This window comes from Deltaproteobacteria bacterium, from assembly GCA_021737785.1.
Classification (GTDB): Bacteria; Desulfobacterota; DSM-4660; order Desulfatiglandales; family Desulfatiglandaceae; genus AUK324.
The window spans coordinates 21,137-38,287 of sequence record JAIPDI010000024.1; the positions used below are offsets into that span (position 1 = coordinate 21,137).

General features: G+C 54.7%; 18 protein-coding genes. 15 read left to right on the forward strand and 3 right to left on the reverse strand.

The genetic code is table 11. The annotated features are described in order from the left end of the window. Nucleotides 1–288: 288 nt before the first annotated feature. The 12 genes from K9N21_12940 (at nt 289) to K9N21_12995 (ending at nt 12,434) form a co-directional block, all read left to right on the forward strand. Nucleotides 289–1,116, forward strand: coding sequence for an enoyl-CoA hydratase/isomerase family protein (locus K9N21_12940; protein MCF8144814.1), 828 nt, complete (start codon nt 289–291; stop codon nt 1,114–1,116). Nucleotides 1,117–1,254: 138 nt separating this feature from the next. Continuing rightward, complete coding sequence (locus tag K9N21_12945; protein MCF8144815.1) at nt 1,255–1,836, forward strand: TetR/AcrR family transcriptional regulator; 582 nt, start codon at nt 1,255–1,257, stop codon at nt 1,834–1,836. Nucleotides 1,837–1,866: 30 nt separating this feature from the next. Beyond that, nucleotides 1,867–3,924: a (Fe-S)-binding protein gene (locus tag K9N21_12950; GenBank protein ID MCF8144816.1), complete on the forward strand. Its 2,058-nt coding sequence runs from the start codon at nt 1,867–1,869 to the stop codon at nt 3,922–3,924. Between the two features lie 136 nt (nt 3,925–4,060). After that, nucleotides 4,061–4,840: an electron transfer flavoprotein subunit beta/FixA family protein gene (locus tag K9N21_12955; protein MCF8144817.1), complete on the forward strand. Its 780-nt coding sequence runs from the start codon at nt 4,061–4,063 to the stop codon at nt 4,838–4,840. Further along, nucleotides 4,841–5,815 carry an electron transfer flavoprotein subunit alpha/FixB family protein gene (locus tag K9N21_12960; protein ID MCF8144818.1) on the forward strand — a complete coding sequence of 325 codons (975 nt, stop codon included), beginning with the start codon at nt 4,841–4,843 and terminating at the stop codon, nt 5,813–5,815. Between the two features lie 9 nt (nt 5,816–5,824). Beyond that, nucleotides 5,825–6,967, forward strand: a complete 1,143-nt coding sequence (locus tag K9N21_12965) for an acyl-CoA/acyl-ACP dehydrogenase (protein ID MCF8144819.1) — start codon at nt 5,825–5,827, stop codon at nt 6,965–6,967. Nucleotides 6,968–7,136: 169 nt separating this feature from the next. Beyond that, a complete protein-coding gene (locus K9N21_12970; GenBank protein ID MCF8144820.1) occupies nt 7,137–7,973 on the forward strand; it encodes an inositol monophosphatase in 837 nt (278 codons plus the stop codon). 122 nt (nt 7,974–8,095) lie between these two features. After that, a complete protein-coding gene (locus tag K9N21_12975) occupies nt 8,096–8,359 on the forward strand; it encodes a ferrous iron transport protein A (protein ID MCF8144821.1) in 264 nt (87 codons plus the stop codon). Between the two features lie 203 nt (nt 8,360–8,562). Next, a complete protein-coding gene (feoB, locus tag K9N21_12980; protein ID MCF8144822.1) occupies nt 8,563–10,926 on the forward strand; it encodes a ferrous iron transport protein B in 2,364 nt (787 codons plus the stop codon). Nucleotides 10,927–10,987: 61 nt separating this feature from the next. After that, nucleotides 10,988–11,455, forward strand: a complete 468-nt coding sequence (greA, locus tag K9N21_12985) for a transcription elongation factor GreA (GenBank protein ID MCF8144823.1) — start codon at nt 10,988–10,990, stop codon at nt 11,453–11,455. A 20-nt stretch (nt 11,456–11,475) separates the two neighbouring features. Then, nucleotides 11,476–11,964, forward strand: a complete 489-nt coding sequence (locus K9N21_12990) for an FKBP-type peptidyl-prolyl cis-trans isomerase (protein MCF8144824.1) — start codon at nt 11,476–11,478, stop codon at nt 11,962–11,964. Next, nucleotides 11,964–12,434 (forward strand): dienelactone hydrolase family protein, encoded by a 471-nt coding sequence (locus K9N21_12995; GenBank protein MCF8144825.1) that lies wholly within the window; start codon nt 11,964–11,966, stop codon nt 12,432–12,434. The genes K9N21_12990 and K9N21_12995 overlap by 1 nt, the downstream gene beginning before the upstream one ends. A gap of 116 nt (nt 12,435–12,550) precedes the next feature. On the opposite strand, the gene K9N21_13000 is transcribed toward K9N21_12995, so the two are convergent. Together K9N21_13000 and K9N21_13005 are read right to left on the reverse strand one after the other, a co-directional pair. Further along, nucleotides 12,551–13,348 carry an RNA methyltransferase gene (locus K9N21_13000; GenBank protein ID MCF8144826.1) on the reverse strand — a complete coding sequence of 266 codons (798 nt, stop codon included), beginning with the start codon at nt 13,346–13,348 and terminating at the stop codon, nt 12,551–12,553. Beyond that, a complete protein-coding gene (locus K9N21_13005; GenBank protein ID MCF8144827.1) occupies nt 13,341–13,565 on the reverse strand; it encodes a hypothetical protein in 225 nt (74 codons plus the stop codon). The genes K9N21_13000 and K9N21_13005 overlap by 8 nt, the downstream gene beginning before the upstream one ends. Nucleotides 13,566–13,826: 261 nt before the next feature. Here K9N21_13005 and K9N21_13010 point away from each other — a divergent pair, with 261 nt between their 5' ends. Beyond that, complete coding sequence (locus K9N21_13010; GenBank protein ID MCF8144828.1) at nt 13,827–14,396, forward strand: methyltransferase domain-containing protein; 570 nt, start codon at nt 13,827–13,829, stop codon at nt 14,394–14,396. Between the two features lie 140 nt (nt 14,397–14,536). Here K9N21_13010 and K9N21_13015 read toward each other — a convergent pair whose 3' ends face one another. Then, complete coding sequence (locus K9N21_13015) at nt 14,537–15,919, reverse strand: hypothetical protein (GenBank protein ID MCF8144829.1); 1,383 nt, start codon at nt 15,917–15,919, stop codon at nt 14,537–14,539. A 53-nt stretch (nt 15,920–15,972) separates the two neighbouring features. On the opposite strand from K9N21_13015, the gene K9N21_13020 reads away from it, so the two are divergent. Both K9N21_13020 and K9N21_13025 read left to right on the forward strand, forming a co-directional pair. Then, nucleotides 15,973–16,266: a hypothetical protein gene (locus K9N21_13020; protein MCF8144830.1), complete on the forward strand. Its 294-nt coding sequence runs from the start codon at nt 15,973–15,975 to the stop codon at nt 16,264–16,266. A 404-nt stretch (nt 16,267–16,670) separates the two neighbouring features. Further along, entirely contained in the window at nt 16,671–16,979 is a 309-nt protein-coding gene (locus K9N21_13025) for an RNA-binding protein (GenBank protein ID MCF8144831.1), read from the forward strand. The last annotated feature ends 172 nt before the right edge of the window (nt 16,980–17,151 follow it).

Below are 17,151 nucleotides of genomic sequence, written 5' to 3' on the forward strand. Positions count from 1 at the left end.
AAGGACTCACCTGCTGGTGCGAAATTTTGTATGCTACTTCAAAATCCGCAAAAAAGCAAAATCAAAATTGGGAATCCCGGTTTCAAATATCCAATGAAATCCCCATGAGGGCAGCTTTATGCCGCGACCCTTACGCCTCACCAAGACTTGAATCCCTCTCTGGAAAACTGAATACCGCCACATCTGTACTCTTTGTGTGACATCGAACCATGTCTTGGGTATAATCGGGCCGCGAAGTATCCGGAATCCAGCATTTTGGAAACCAGAACCCGAAATCAGGAGGATCACATGCCAGCAATCGAAGAAGAAAATCCAGTTACCTATCATCGAGAGGACTTCATCGGATTCATTACCCTGAACCGGCCCGCTAAACGGAACGCATTGAACCCGGTGGTGTGGAATGCCCTGGACAAGGCTATCGGAGCGGCGGAAAAAGACGGGGAAGCGCGGGTGATTCTCCTCACCGGCAAGGGAAAATCGTTTTGCGCAGGGCTCGATCTGAGTCCGGAAAACGAACTCCTCTCTGTGGTAGGCCAGACCCCGGATGCAGCCCAAAAGGTCTGGTTTTTCAAGGAGATCAGGAAGGTCCAGGATATCCATACCCGGCTGGAGCAGTTGACGAGACCCACCATCGCCCTGATCCACAGCCATTGTCTCGGGGCCGGACTCGAACTGGTCCTCTGCTGCGACATCCGGCTCTGCACCCAGGATACCCTGTTTGCCTTTCCAGAGGCCAAGCTCGGCTTCATCACCGATGTGGGGGGACTGCAGCGTCTGCCAAGGGTGGTGGGAAAGGGCCATGCCCGGGAGATCGCCTTCCGGGGGCACCGCTTCGACGCCCGCCGCGCACAGGCCATTCAACTGGTCAATGATGTCTTCCCAGACAAGGAAGCCCTTGATATCAAAGGGAAGGAAATGGCCCAAGAAATCGCAGGGAATCCCCCGCTGGCGGTCCAGGGCGCCAAGGAGGTCCTTTGCTTTGACGAGGAGGCCGGCCTGGAAGAATCCCTGGCGTACAATGCCGCCCGATCCAGCATGATCGTCCCCTCTCAGGATCTCATGGAGGCTGTCGCGGCCTTTGTGCAGAAACGACAGGGGACATTCAAGGGCGCGTGAGAGAGACTTCAACCCGGTACCTCCCTGAAGCGGCATCGCCTCAACCGAAAAAGCCCTTTAGGCTTGACAAGGGTCCCCTGCAATGGTATTTTGCGGATATCGATCAAACGTTTGTTTGGCTATCAGGGAGGTTCACCCGTGCCCGGTCCCAAAAGTCGTGAGAAAATCAAGGAGATTCAGAGCGTTGTCGCGCCCCTTTTCGCATATAAGGGGTATCATTCCACGACGATGCGCGAAATCGCCCGGGAACTCGGCATGAACCAGTCATCCCTCTACCATTATTTCAGGAGCAAAGAGAACATCCTCTTCGAACTCATGAATGATGCCGTGGATAATGCCCTGACCACCCTGAAGGAGATCTGTGCCGGAGACCTTCTTCCTAGGGACAAGCTGTACAACATCCTTCACTTCTATACCCGATATTATGCCGGGGCCCCTGAACGTCTCATCCTTCTGGTGAATGAGCAGAATTCATTGACCCCTGAACACCGTCGCATCCTGGTGGAAAAACAGCGACAATATGTGGTGATCTTCAAGGAAGTCTTCGAGGAACTGGAAGGGATCCGCCTGAAAAAGGAGGTTCCCCGCAGCATTGCCATATTTGCATTCCTTGGAATGGTGCATTACACCATTACATGGTACCGCAAGGAGGGACCCATAGGCCTGGAGCGGCTGGCGGACATATTTGCGGAAATCTTTACCAGAGGGGTGTTAACATAAAATGAAGCGTCTAAACAGGAGCCATGAACCATGCCTCTGAACCATCCCGCCGATGCCGTCTATCTTGGAGTGCCCGGCTGGGTCTATGCCTGGATCATCTGTATCGCAGGGCTCTCTCTCTTTACCTATATCATCTACAAAAGGGTCGTTTTGATCCGTTCCGGGGCCCCGGATCCCCGGTTTGCCCATATGGGAAAAAGGCTGGTGCATCTCCTCCTGTATGGGATTCTTCAGAAGCGACAACCCCGCTATCTCTGGGCGGGCCTGATTCACCTGATGATTTTCTGGGGATTTGTTGTCCTTGGACTTCGTTCCATCGATCTGGTGACTCAGGGACTGAACATCCCCATCCTTGACCCCCTGATGCAGACGGGATTCGGCCTGTTTTACAATACCCTCAAAGACCTCTTCGAGGTGATCGTCCTGGTCGCATGCATCTGGGCCATCCTGCGGCGGGCACTGATGCGGCCGGAACGCTATGAGGGGAGCCATCACTGGGAGGCCTATCTGGTCCTGGGTCTCATCGGTTTTCTGATGCTCACGGACATATTTTATGAGGGCGCAGGACTGCTCCTGGAGCCCTCCCCTTCGGGAGGGTGGCTGCCTGCGTCTCAAGGGGCCGCCCTGATCCTGAGCGGGTCGGATCCGCGGCTTCTCGCCGGGATCCATGCAGGGAGCTACTGGCTCCACATCCTGGCCTTTTTCTTTTTTCTCAACTTCCTCCCTTTAGGGAAACACTTCCATATCATCACCGCACTCCCCAACGTGTTTTTCAAGAGGCTCTCCACCGGGGGCGTCAAGCCTGCGAGGTGGGATATCGAGGATATTGACGACCTCGACAGCATGGGAGTCGAAAAAATTGAGGATTTCACCTGGAAACACATCCTTGACTTTTATACCTGCACCGAATGCGGCCGCTGCTCGGACAACTGCCCGGCATACACCATCGGGAGGCCCCTCTCGCCCAAGATGCTCACCATGAAGCTGAGGGACCATTGTTTTAATGCGGTGCCCTTGTTTGGAGGAAAAAACAAGGACCGTTCAGAGGGAAATGGTGCGGCCTTGGTGGGGGGCATCGTGTCTCACGATGAAATCTGGTCATGCACCACCTGCGGCGCGTGTGAAGCCGAATGCCCGGTTTTCATCGAATACATCGATAAGATTATCGATATGAGACGCCACCTGATTGAGACTTCACAGAACCCCAAGACCTTCAATCAGGTCCTGATGCACATCGAAAAGACAGGGAATCCCTTTGGAAAGCCCGCGGCAAAGCGCGCCGACTGGGTGGAGGAATGCCGGGACATCCCTGTAAGGCGGCTGAAACAGGGCGATGCCGTGGATGTTCTCTTTTTTGTCGACGGCTACGGCTCCTATGATCCGGCCGGCCAGTCCATCGCCTGCGACATGGTTCGGGCATTTCATAGTGGGGGGATCGACTTCGGCATACTCGGCCCTTCGGAAAAAGATTCGGGGCATCAGGTCCGCCGCATGGGGGAAGAAGGCCTCTTTCAGCTCCTGATGGAAGAGAACATGGAAATCCTGAAAGAGATTCGATTCAACCGGATCGTCACCACCGATCCCCACGCCTTCAACACCCTTAAAAACGACTACCCCGGTGCTTTCCCCGTGATGCACTATACGGAATTCTTTGCCTCTTTGGTGGACGAGGGAAGGCTGAAGCCCTCAACCCCTTTGGATACAGAGGATGTATACACGTATCACGATCCCTGCTACCTGGGACGTCACAACCGCATCTATGACGCCCCGAGAAGACTCCTTCGCGCCCTCCCCGGCCTCAATCTGGTTGAAATGCAGCGCTCCCGGGACAGGAGCTTCTGCTGCGGCGGAGGGGATGTGATGCTCTGGCATGAAATCGAGCAGGAAGAGATGCGGATGGCCGCAAAAAGAATAGAGATGGCCAGGGAGGCCGGCGCAAATGTGATTGTCACCGCCTGTCCCTTCTGCTACATACACTTTGAAGATGCCATCAAGACCGACGGGTGGGAAGGGCAAATGAGGGTGGTTGATCTCATGAACCTCCTGGTCGCCACCTTGGATGGCGGAATTCAGAGAGCCGGGGATTAGGGATTGAAGGATTTGGAAGGAGAACATTGCATTTAATTCCTGAATTCATAATTCCTTCATTCCTTAATTCCTAAATTCGCAAATTCATAATTCTTGATTCATAATTCATAATTCATTTAACACCGGGAGGCAACCGATGAACATTATTGTCTGCATCAAGCGGGTTCCCATGACCCAGGAGGTGGACCTGGAGATAGACAAAGACGGCAAGGGAATCAAGACGGATGCCCTGGCATACGTAATCAACGACTGGGACAACTATTGCATCGAGGAGGCGGTGCGGCTCCAGGAGACCTTGGGCGGCAGTGTGACCGCCATCACCATCGGGAGCGAGGATGATGAGGAGATCCTGAGACGGGCACTGGCGATGGGGGCTGACAAGGCCGTCCGCATAGATCCGGGAGCGCGTGAATTGGACGGGTTCGTCATCTCGCAGGTCCTTGCAAAGGCCATTCAGGGGATGGACTACGATCTGATCCTGACCGGTGTCCAGGCCGACGACGACAACAGCGGCATGGTCGGGATCATGCTGGCCGAAACGCTGGCCCTGAGCCATGCGGCGGTGGTCACCGATGTGCAACCGGAAGGGCATATCGCCGCCATCCGGGTGGAACTGGAAGGCGGCATGGACGAGGTCTCCAAGATACAACTCCCATCGCTCTTGACCATCCAAACCGGCATCAACGAACCGAGATACGTCTCCATCATGGGGATCCGAAAGGCCAGAAAAAAGGAACTCACAATCATCCCCGTGGCCGATTTGGGCCTCTCAGAGGATGACCTGACCCCGAGGACCCGGATCGAGGAGGTGTTTCTCCCGCCCGAGACCACGGGGGCCGAGATGATCGAGGGCGATGCCGCTTCGGTGGCTGCACAACTCATCAAAATTATCAAAGAAAAGGGGGTGAGCATATAAATGGGACAGATATGCGTGGTTGCAGAACACAGGAAAGGCGAAATCCGGGAGATCACCTTTGAGATGCTCTTCAAGGCAAGAGCGCTCTGCCGGGCTTTTTCCCTTCCACTGACCGCCCTCCTGCTGGCGGGAAAGGATACGGGCTATGCGGACGATCTGGCCAGATGGGCGGACCGGGTCGTGGTCTTTGAAGACGACCGGCTGGAAACCTTTAATTCGGATCTGTATAAGGATATTTTGAATCGGGTCATCCGGGCAGATCGCCCATTCATGACCCTGATCGGTCATACCTCCTGGGGGATGGACCTCGCCCCTGCCCTTTCCGTCAAGACCGGGCTCCCCCTTGCCACGGACTGTGTGGATATTCAGGCGGAAGATGGCCGACCCACGGTTATCCGTCAGATATACAGCGGAAAGCTCTTCAGCAGGGTGTCCTTCAAGGAATCGCCCGGCTATCTGGTCACCGTAAGGCCCGGGGCCTTTCTTGTCCCCGATGATACACCGGTGTTGGAGGGAGAGGTCATGAAACAGGATGTGCCCGTGGATCTGGCCGAACCCCGAGGGACCTTTATCGAGTTTGTGGATACCGGGGCCGGGGAGATCGATATCACCCAGGCAGACCTACTGGTCTCCATCGGAAGGGGGATCGGGGAGGAGGAAAATATCGCCTCCATTCGGGAGTTGGCAGACCGGATGGGAGCCACCCTCTCCTGTTCCCGGCCCGTGGTGGATAAGAATTGGCTCCCCAAATTTCATCAGGTGGGTACGTCGGGAAAATCGGTCCGGCCTAAAATCTATCTGGCCTTCGGCATCAGCGGGGCGTTTCAGCACGTGGCCGGGATTACGGGCGCAGGCACGGTCATTGCGGTGAATAAGGACCAAAAGGCCCCGATCTTCAGAGTGGCGGATTACGGGGTGGCGGATGACCTTTTCAAGGTGGCCGATGCCCTGAAAGAGAAACTCGCAGGCGCATGAGGACTAACGGTGGATTTCACATTAAACACAGAGCAGCAGGATATCCTCAGGGCGGCGAGGGAATTCGCGTCCAGGGAATTCCCGGACAGGGCCCAGGAGTTCGACCGCGATGAGACCTTTGATACGGATCTCTGGCGCAAGGCATGTGAATTGGGATTTGTAGGGGTTTTTATAGGCGAGGACTATGGCGGGGCCGATTACGGGTTCTTTGAGCACTGCCTGATCACTGAGGAATTCTGGGCCGTGGACCCCGGGATCGGCCAGGCCATCCTTGCCGCCACCTTTGGTGCGGAACTCCTCGGTCTGTTCGGTTCGGAGGCACAGAAGCAGCTCGTTCTTCCGCAATTGGTGGCAGGGGAGGCCATCATGGGGACCGCCATTACAGAACCCGATGCCGGATGTGACGTCACGGGCGCTACGACCACCGCGGTCAAAGACGGCAACCAATGGATCATCAACGGCGCCAAGATGTTCGCTACCAATGGCAATCTGGCCAAATATATGTTAATCTACTGTCAAACCGATCCGGAAAATCCCTCGCGCCATCAGAGGCACAGCTTTATTCTGGTGCCCACAGAGACGCCCGGGTACCAGTCTACCAAGATTCGGGGCAAACTGGGCATTCGGGCATCGGATACCGCGGAACTTTCGTTCAACGACATGCGGGTACCCCTGGACAATATCGTGGGAAACGAAGGCGAAGGCTTCTACGAGTTGATGGCCTTCTTCAACCGGACACGGCTGCACATCTGCGCCCAGGCCGTCGGCCTGGCCCGGGCCGCATTGGAGGAGTCGGTCCGGCATACCAAACAGCGGCACCAGTTCGGCGTGCCTCTCGCCTCGTTTCAGGTGACCCAGTTCAAGCTCGCTGAAATGGCCACCAGAATCCGGGCGGCAAGGAACCTCTATTATGAGGCGGCCTGGTCCGTGGACCATGGAAAGGTGGATCACGGATTGATCGCCATGGCCAAGTGGTTTTCCGCCGAGATGGCGGTCCGGTGCGCCGACGAGGCCCTTCAGATGCACGGAGGTTATGGATATATCGACGAATACAAGGTTCAACGGCTCTACCGGGATGCCAAGATACTCGAGATTTATGAGGGGACGAAGGAGATGGAAAAGACCATTGTATCGAGATCCATTTTGGGGTGAGGCGTTAAGATGAGCTGAAAGCGCGAAGCTCAAAGCCCAAAGGGGGAAGGTGATCGGTTATCGGTTATTGATGTCGGACATGCTTACGCTCCGTGCTTCAGGAGCTCAAAGCTGAAAGCAATCGTATCCAGTATCCAGTAACCAGCAACGAGGTTTACGGAGGAACAGAGTGGCTATAAAAGTGGATTCAATCGAACACCTGACGGATTTTGCCGTGCAGGCCATTCGGGATGCCGGAGAGGTCGCCCTCTCCTATTACGGCAAGCGGCAACCGGATGCCAGATTCGACGAGGAACTGGTGACAGAGGCAGAACTCCGGCTGTCCAATTTTTTCCAGGACCGGCTTGCGGCCCGGTTTCCCGAACACCGGATCTTTACCAATCATCAGGAAGATAGGGGCTACAGTCACGAAGGGGAGAGGTACTTGTGGGTTTTTGACGCCCTGGACGGGGTGGCCAATTTTCAAGGAGGCGTTCCGGTCTGGGGGATGTCGCTGGCCCTGCTGGAGAATTCCTGGCCCGTCTTCGGAGCCTTCTATATGCCCGTCACGGGCGACCTGTTTCATGCCCGGGCCGGCCAGAAAGCCTATAGAGGAGACCATGAGATGGCCGCCTCCAGGCATTCGGAAATCAACGATGAGAGCGTTCTCCTCACCTATTCGCGGTTTCACAACCACTATCAAACCTCATTTCCGGGAAAGATCCGAAGTCTCGGCTGCACCGCCGCCCATCTCTGTTATGTGGCCGGCGGCCAGGCGGACGCTGCGGTGTTATCTTACGAAACCTTTCAGGACCTTGCCGCCACCCGGGTGATCATTGAGGCCTCAGGGGCAAAGCTCTACCGAATGGACGGAGAGGGGTTTTTTGTGAATGAGTACCTGGATGGAAAGAAAATCGATGAACATCTGCTGGTGGCGACCCCCGAGATGTCGAGGTTGGTCCGGGACTGTCTGAAACCGCTGCCGCAGGGCCGAATATCGGCAGTATCCGGGTGTTTGGCGCATTGAGGATATTTGAGTTCATGGGTTTGATCCCCGTTTGCGCCATACGCCTTGCGCTTTCACCTGCCTTCAATTCGACTGACAATTACAGAACCGCTTTAGAAATATCGGAGCAATGAATATTCGTCATGAAAAAGGTTATTAGAATGAGGGAGATGTCCAACAACCAGGGGGGCATTATCAAGAAGATTACCGCGACCGGCGATACAGGAAGGAGACTGAGAGAGATGGGGCTGGTCCCCGAAACAGTCATCAAAATCCAGGGCCGGGCGCCCCTCAAAGACCCCGTAGCAGTCAAGCTCAGGGATTTTGTCCTGACCCTCAGAAACAACGAAGCAAGCAGCATTTTTGTAGAAGTGGATGTGCCGGAAACAGAAGGGATAAGAAATTGAGGAGAATCGCAAGAAACGTATCTTGCAACGGTTCAGCGCAATCGGACCTCTGTCTAACCTGAACACTGTAAACGGTCATGGTTTTTTAATAATATCTTTGTGTCTCTAAGTCTCCGTGTGAGACCTTTTTTATTCCGGCTGATCGGGATTAGGGATCACCCGAAATCCGCAATTTCGGTCTATCCGGTGTATCCGGTTCATGAATGAAGAAGAAAATCACCATCGCCCTCTCAGGGAACCCCAATGCAGGAAAGACCACGGTCTTTAACGCCATCACCGGCGCACGGCAGCATATTGCCAACTATCCCGGGGTCACCGTGGAAAAGAAATACGGTACCGTTTTCCACAAGGGACGTGAAATAGAGGTGGTGGACCTGCCGGGAACCTATTCATTGACCGCCTATTCTCTGGAAGAGCTGGTGGCCAGAAATTTCGTGATCGATGAACGACCGGACCTGGTGGTGGATATCGTGGATGCCTCCAGCCTGGAGCGGCATCTCTACCTGGCCGTCCAGTTCAAGGAGCTGGGGGTTCCCCTGCTGATTGCCCTCAACATGATGGACATGGCGGAATCCCGGGGCATCCTCGTCGACGCCCAGGCCTTGTCTGACCAGTTCGGTGCGCCCGTGGTGCCGATGGTGGCCAGGTCCAATAAGGGGATCAAGGACCTTTTGGACAAGGTTGTGGCATTAGCGGATGAAAAACCGCAGTGGGAGCCCGCCCCCATCTCCTACGGCATGGACATCGACCAGGCCATTGAAAAGATATCCGCCATCATTGAACGATCCGAGGTCTATGACAGGAAGTATCCTTCCTGGTGGCGCGCCCTCAAGTGCCTCGAAATGGATAGTGAAATTACCCAACGCCTCAAAAAGGACCCGCCCCTCGGTCAGGAGATAGAGGCCATATGCGAGGATGTTTACAAGCATACCATGAACACCTTGGAAGAGGAGCCCGAGGCCATCATTGCAGACCACCGCTATGGATACATCGCGGGGATTACCAAAAAGGTAGTCAAGAGAAAAATCGAATCGCGCATTAATATGTCGGACAAGATAGACAAGGTCCTGACCAACCGGATCATCGGTCCTTTCGTCATGATCGCTATCCTCTACGGCATGTACTCCTTCACCTTTTGGGCCAGCGAGCTGCCGATCCTCTGGCTGGAGGCCTTTTTTGACGGTCTCACCAGAATCGTCCTGACGGTGGTCCCGGAGGGCGTCTTCCAATCCCTGATCGTCTCCGGCATCATCGGCGGGGTCGGGGGGGTTCTGGGCTTTGTACCCCTCATCATGTTCATGTTCTTTGCCATTGCCATTATGGAAGATTCCGGGTATATGGCCCGGGTCGCCTATATGCTGGACAGGGTCCTGCGATGGTTTGGACTTCACGGCAATTCTGTCATCGCCCTGATCGTCAGCGGAGGCATCTCGGGGGGGTGCGCAGTCCCGGGGGTCATGGCCACCAGGGTCCTGAGGGATCCCAAGGAGCGATTCGCCACCCTCCTGGTGATCCCCTTCATGAACTGCGGGGCCAAGCTGCCGGTATATGCCCTGCTCATAGGGGCCTTCTTCTCCGGCGACAAAGCCCGCATCATGTTTCTTCTGACCCTTCTCTCATGGCTATTCGCCCTTTTTGCCGCAAAGGTTCTCCGGGCCACCATCCTGAAGGGTCCGAAGACATCGTTTGTCATGGAACTCCCCCCTTACCGGGCGCCCACCCTTAAGGGACTTTTAATTCATACATGGGAGAGGACCTGGCAATATATCAAGAAGGCGGGGACGGTTATTCTGGCATTCTCGGTCGTACTGTGGGCCATGATGACCTTTCCGGGCCTCTCCGAGAGACAGATCGCCCAATTTGAGAAAACGCGAGAGGAGATGACCCGGGCCTTTCTCCGCTCCCCTGAGGTCGATGGAATTATAACCGGCGAAGGAGACCTGGCCGCCCTGAATGAAATGATGCAGGCAGGCATCAGCAGGAAAATACCCCCTGCCGACGCCAACGATAACCGGGACCTGGCGATCGTGGCGCAGGCGGCCTCCGGGCTGGAACGTGGGGAAACGGATCCGGGGAAATGGGACGAAAGATATGTCACCGCCGCTTCTCGATATCTGGCTTTCAGGGACCGGATAGGGTATCATAAACAACTGCAGCAGCAGACCGCCCTCAAGGGGACCATTGCCGGGTGGGTCGGCCAGGGTCTGGAGACCATTACCAGGCCCCTCGGATTTGAATACAGGACCAATATTGCACTGGTGGGCGGCTTCGCCGCCAAAGAGGTGGTGGTCTCCACCCTTGGGACCGCCTACTCCCTGGGCGAGGTGGATCCTGAGCAAACCGGCTCCCTTTCCGAACGCCTAAAAAAGGACCCGGGGTGGAACCGCCTGCAGGCATTTACGCTCATCGTTTTTACCATGCTCTATGTCCCCTGCATTGCCACTGTTATCAGTATTCGCAGGGAGGCGTCCTGGGCGTGGGCCGGATTTTCCATAATCTTCAATCTGGTGGTGGCCTATGTCGTGTCCCTATGCATCCGCCAGGCTGGATTGGCATTAGGCTTTTAATACCGAATGACAGGCGAACAACAATCAACCCGATAAATCTTCTGATGGAGTGGATGTGGATATGGAAAAAATGCCGATCACCCAGAAGGGACTCGACAAGCTGAGACAAGACCTGAAGCACCTCGAAACCATAGAAAGACCGATGAATATCAAGGCCATTTCGGAAGCACGGAGCCACGGAGATATCAGCGAGAACGCAGAGTATCATGCTGCCAAGGAAAGGCAATCCTTCTTGGAGGGGAAAATTAACGAATTAAAAGAGGCCCTGGGCAAGGCCGAAGTAATCCATGTGGAGAACGGTCCCACCGATCGCGTTGTTTTCGGGCGGACCGTTGTCTTATATGACCTCAACACAGAGGTAGAGGTCAGCTATCAACTGGTGGGGCATTATGAATCGGCCCCTGAAAATGGAAAGATATCCATCGAATCCCCCCTTGGCCGGGGGTTGATCGGAAGATTTGTGGGGGATGAGGTGAAGATAAAGATCCCCCGCGGCATTCAGGAATTTGAAATCCTGGAAATCCGATGAGACAATTCAGGGGAGACCTAATGGACGTCATCAAACAAGGTGCAATGGTAACCCTCCGATTTACCATGAGGACCGAAATCGCCCCGGGTAAATTCAAAGAGCGCCCCGAAACAGAGACCCGGTTCGTCTTCGGGGTGGAGGAACAGGTCCCTACCCTGGAGGCGGCCCTGGAAGGGAAAGCGGCGGGGTATTCGTTTTCCCTTCACATACCCGCCTCCGAGATCTACGGCGAGCACGATCCCGCCCTGATCCGGGAGATCCCCAAGCAGGGTCTGGTAAAACAGCGACTCCGGGAAGGGAAATTCTATCGCCAGATGAAGATGGGCAGCCTGGTCTCCTTTAAGGTCCTGGAGGTCAGACTGGATACGGTGCTGGTGGACTTTAATGAGCCGATGGCCGGAATCTCCTCCTTTGTAGAGGGGAAGGTGGTATCCGTTCGCCCGGCAAGCGAGACGGAGATCGCCGAGGCCCATGAAAGTCATCTCAAGAAGAAGATCGGGTGTGGGTAATGAATCGCATCTTCATCCACGGCCTGGAGAGCAGCAATCAGGGAACCAAGGCGGTCTTCTTTCGGGAAAAATATCCTGACATGGTTCTCCCCACCTTTGAAGGCCCCTTGACGGCGCGGATGGAAAAATTGAATCGTATCCTCGCCGGAAAAACAGAGATCCGGATCGTAGGGTCCAGTTTCGGCGGTCTGATGGCCACGCTCTTTGCCATGGAAAACCCGTTGCGGGTCATGCGGATGATCCTGCTTGCCCCGGCCATCAACATGATCGAATCCGCCCCCGGCAAAAAAGAAAAGGTGGATATGCCCGTTTCCATTTACCATGGGACAGAGGACACGGTCATCCCCCTGTCAGAGGTGCGGCGTATGGCGGAAAAACTCTTCACCGACCTTGCATTTCACACGGTCCACGATGACCATTACCTCCACAGGACATTCAAGACTCTGGACTGGGGCACCCTTCTCGCCTGAATCGGCATCGCCGCCACCAAAATGTCTCACACAACGCCGCAGAAGCGCAAAGGGAATTCTTTTGTCTTTTGACGGGACGCCAAGGGATAAGGCCGCAATGCCCCTTCATTTCTCATTCAATGTTCGATGTTCGAAGGGGGGTCCTTCCCGCGGCCAGCAGAATCCACGGTCTTCTTTCTGGCCTGCGACGTGTACCAGTCTATCTGACGGCACACGCCCCTGATGATCCGTACCTCCCGGGCCCTGAGCGGAAACCTTGAGAGAAACCGCCGGATGTTCAGCAGCCAATGCTCCGGATTCTGGGGATCAATAAATCCGATCTTGAGCAGCACCTCCCTGAGATGTCCATACATCCCCTCCAGTTCAAAGCTGTTGGCCAGACGCGGTTCGACCTCAACACCCTTCTCCCGTGTGGCTGAGAAGAGTTCATAGCAGACGATCATCACGGCCTGCGCCAGGTTCACGGAAGAAAAAGAGGCGGTGGGAATCGTAACAATGGTGTGGCAGTACCGGAGCTGATCATTGGAAAGTCCCCGATCCTCCGGCCCGAAGAGAATGGCCGCCAAATTATTCTGGGACAGGGAGACCAGTTCGCGGGCAAGGCCCCGGGGTCTGGACTGTGTGGGCCGCATGGCCCCGGTGCGGGCAGTGGTGCCCGCGATATGATGATACGGCGCAAGCGCCTCCTTCAGATTGTCAAATACCTCCATCTGCTCCACCAGATCGATGGAGGTTCCGGTGGCCGTCTTGAGCACCCGGCAGAGATCGCAGTTCTTGGGCGAGACCAGAACCAGTCTGCTGAGGCCCATGTTGCTCATGGCGCGTGCCGCGGCCCCGATATTCTCAGGGATTTGGGGTTGAATCAGGACGACTGCGATATGATCAAGATTTGCTTTCATGGGACTTTCAGACATTCTCTTTGAGTATCCGCATGATCTCCGCAGTCAACTCATCACTGTCAAAAGAAAAGGTCACGGTCCCCTTATTCACGTCAAAGGAGAGAAGCGTACAGTCGTATTCTCTTGCCACGCCCTCAAGAATCTCTCTGAATTGCGAAGCATACGGGTGGTCCGGGCTGTTCACCGCTTCCGGAAACAGCTCCACCTCAAAAGAGCCGGGCGATATCTTCATGTTTCAGTTGTTCCTCCGGAATATGCCGGTGCCGGTCATCAGGGTCATTGCTCTGTAAATGAATACCGTGCTGAAGGGAAAAAAGTCAAGAAGCATCCCCACCGGACGTTCCTGAAATACGCGTCAGGACAGATCGGGAAACTCATCATTGACATCCCGGTGCGCTTCCACTAATCTCCGTGAGAAAAATCGGGCCTCCCTTTGCATTATACAGGGTCTTATCAGCGTATCAACCCCATTTCCCAAACCGGAGCAAGCCTTATGGCCGAACACGTATGTCCCCCCTGGATCGGTTATTTCCTCCTGAATCCGCTCAGGAAGCTGGTGGAAAATCCCGGCAGGATATTCGGGCCGTTTGTCCGCGAGGGGATGGTCGTCCTGGAGCCGGGCTGCGCCATGGGATTTTTCACACTTCCTTTGGCCCGCATGGTCGGTCCGGCCGGACGTATAATAGCGCTGGACATACAAGACAAAATGCTCTCTGTTCTGGCCCGCAGGGCTAAAAAAGCCGGTCTCCTTGACAGGATCGATCTTCGCCGGATCAGGGCGGACGGTTATGGACTGGAGGATATTTCGGGCCGGGCGGACTTTGCCGCCGCCATTCATGTGGTCCACGAAATCCCTGATAAAGCCATGTTCTTCACCGAGATGTGGAACGCCCTCCGGCCCGGGGGGAGGCTCCTTATAGTGGAGCCCAGGGGCCATGTATCGAAGACACATTTTGAAGGCACCCTCGCCGTCGCCGCAAAGACCGGTTTCAGCCCCGATCCCCTGCCGAAAAAAATGGGCGGCAGGAGCGTTTCCCTCATCAAACCAGAGCGCAGCGTTTGACACCCATCTTCCCAAGGCGACCTGACGGCCGCAACCAAAAAAGGTATTGGTGCAAATCCCGGCAATTTTTGAACGCTTACCCATAAGGCACCAACTTCTCCGCATGGTGCAGAGAAGTCACTACCAAAGATTCTATTTCATTATTCCGGGCGCATCTGTTCCGCCAGTATGCGATCCGCTATACGCTCGCTGATGAAACACGCCGCAGCCTGGACGTCCTCTTCTGTTCGTGAGTGCTTGATGTCCATAATATCCAGATAGATCCGGTTGACAGCGGGATAGCAATCCGCTTTCCGATCAAAATAGATGGACTTGTAAACATTCCTACCCAGAATGATCACGGTGAAGTCCGCCTGGGGGCAGATTTCCTGGACCGACTGGGCCGCGTTTTCCGGATAGATGACCAAAGGCCTGTGATCTACCACGTAAGCCCCCAGATATCTTCGGGCCATCCGGGGCCAGAGCGTCTCCCATTGTGATCTTTTGATGGCGACATCGGAATCTTCCGAGAAAACGAGTTTTTTTTCCATACACTTTTTGGTGGCTGCCTCGATTTCCCGGACCAGTTTCCGGATCATTTCGAGGAGAAAATCGGTGGGTTCAAAGTCATCTGACAAGGGATCGTCGGTCGACCGTCCATGAATGAACTCATCGGTTAAGGACGGGAGAACGCATATTTTTATCGCATTGGGCCGGTCCGAGCCCTGAAAATGCCGGCCTGGGTATGCGTGAAAGCCGACCTGTGAGATTTTCTCTTTTACCACGCCGTCTTCAACGACTGCACCTGCATCGTAAAGGGCCTTTACCAGAAAGGGCGACTTGAGATACTGAAACAGGTGGGGTTTGCTTTGGATGACCTCCTGCAGAAATTTCACTTCCCCGGGGGTCAGGTTCATGGCCTGAAGATCTTGTTCGGTCGGTGGGACAGCGGGGTTGTGGAGAAGATCTTCCCGGGCCATGAGCCCGGACAGTCTCACCTTTTCCCCGCTGTGGATTTTTTTAAGTAGAAAGAGGCGGATGGCGATGAATTCCGAGGCCGGGTAGATGCTGGTTACCCCGTAATCCCCTTCATACAGGCTGAGGCCCCTGTCGTAATGGTAGAGCACGGTGGTGAGGTCCAGGATATTGGGATCCAGGACCATAACATCAAGGGCGTTCCGCTCTGTTTCAGTCATGATGGAAACGATATTCTGAAAATCGAGGGGTTCATTCAGCCCACGGGTTCGCCACTGTTGGCGATATTCAGGATCCCCGGCCATTCCGAGGGTTATCTGCAGGAGATAGGCCAGCACTTCTGATGCATAGGTTTGCCCCGGGGTGAGATCCGCCTCCATGGACGCGGTTTTCGAGGACCGTCGGCCTTGATCCGCCCGAAGGCCGGATGCGGAATCGACCAGGAATGCCTTTGTGGTGCCGTGGACAGGGCCGGCCCCCGGAAAGGAACGGGTGTCAGGCGGATATATCAGGGGATGAAAGGTAACCCAGAAGGTGACGGCAACCAGAAAAACGATTTTAAATCTCATGGTTGTCCAATATCCTCAAACTCCATATCGTCGGTAAACCGGCGGTGGATTTCATGGCGGTGGACATTGACGGACATCAGATTTTTCAGATGGACATGATCTCCAGGGCAATCTGGTTTGGGATAGAAACCCATGGCGTCGCTTGCCCGGCGCAACAACGGCATCCAGGGGCCGGCAGGTCAGACCATGTGCAGAATCTTCATTGCGATATCATCGAAAAGGCAGTCAAGTTTACCAGACACACTTTTGAAAAACAAGCGAAGACCCCTTGTAAGCCGCCGGAAGGTCTGCAATGCCTGGAGATAATTTCTCAGAAACTGACAAAAAATTTGACTTATAATAATTAAGGATATATTATGTTGGGTAACTATCGGATATTGGCCTTTTCCGGAGCACCCGGTTGCGGGAGATAGTATTTAAAATTCTTCTTCGACTTCAATAATCCTCGATCAGGCTATTATTATAGTGGTAACCATTTCGGCCAAGTCTTCCTCCTCCCTGGGCGGCCTCAAAAGTCCTCACGTGAAGAGGGCGCTGAAAGCGCTTAGCCGCCGTCTTACCGTTGCTTCAGGCGGTCAGGATGCAAATTTCCATTCGCGGCTTTATTCAAAAGATAGATGGCAAGGCGTTGGATACCGGGGAGTACTACGACCCTTTTGAATTCACCCTCGGGAGCAGAAAGTCATATCGTGTATTGAAACAGGGACGGATTTCGGATCATCATCAGGGGTTTAGACCAGAGGAGGAGCAAATGAATATCTACGCGGGCAATTTGTCTTACGAAGTGACAGAAGAAGATTTGAAGGATGCCTTTAGTGCGTTCGGGCAGGTCGACACCGTCAAGGTGATAAAAGATGAGTACAGCGGCAGATCCAAAGGATTCGGTTTCGTGGAGATGCAGGATAATTCCAGCGCCCAATCCGCCATAGAGGGTCTGGACGGAAAAGAGCTGAAAGGACGGGCAATCAAGGTGAATCAGGCCCGTGCCCGCACCGAAGGTCCTCGATCCGGAGGAGGTCGGGGCAAAGGAAGACCGGGCGGCGGCGGACGGCGCTATTAACATCGAACACAAGCATTGAAGCACCGGATTAAAGAATCCGCCCTCAAAACCCTATCACGCATCCTATTGGATGGTGGCACAAGCATCGTCAACAGTCCGAAAGGATGCAGCGCGTGGCGAAGATACATGGCCATCGCAGGGCGTGGGAAACAAGGAAAAAATAAATAATCAC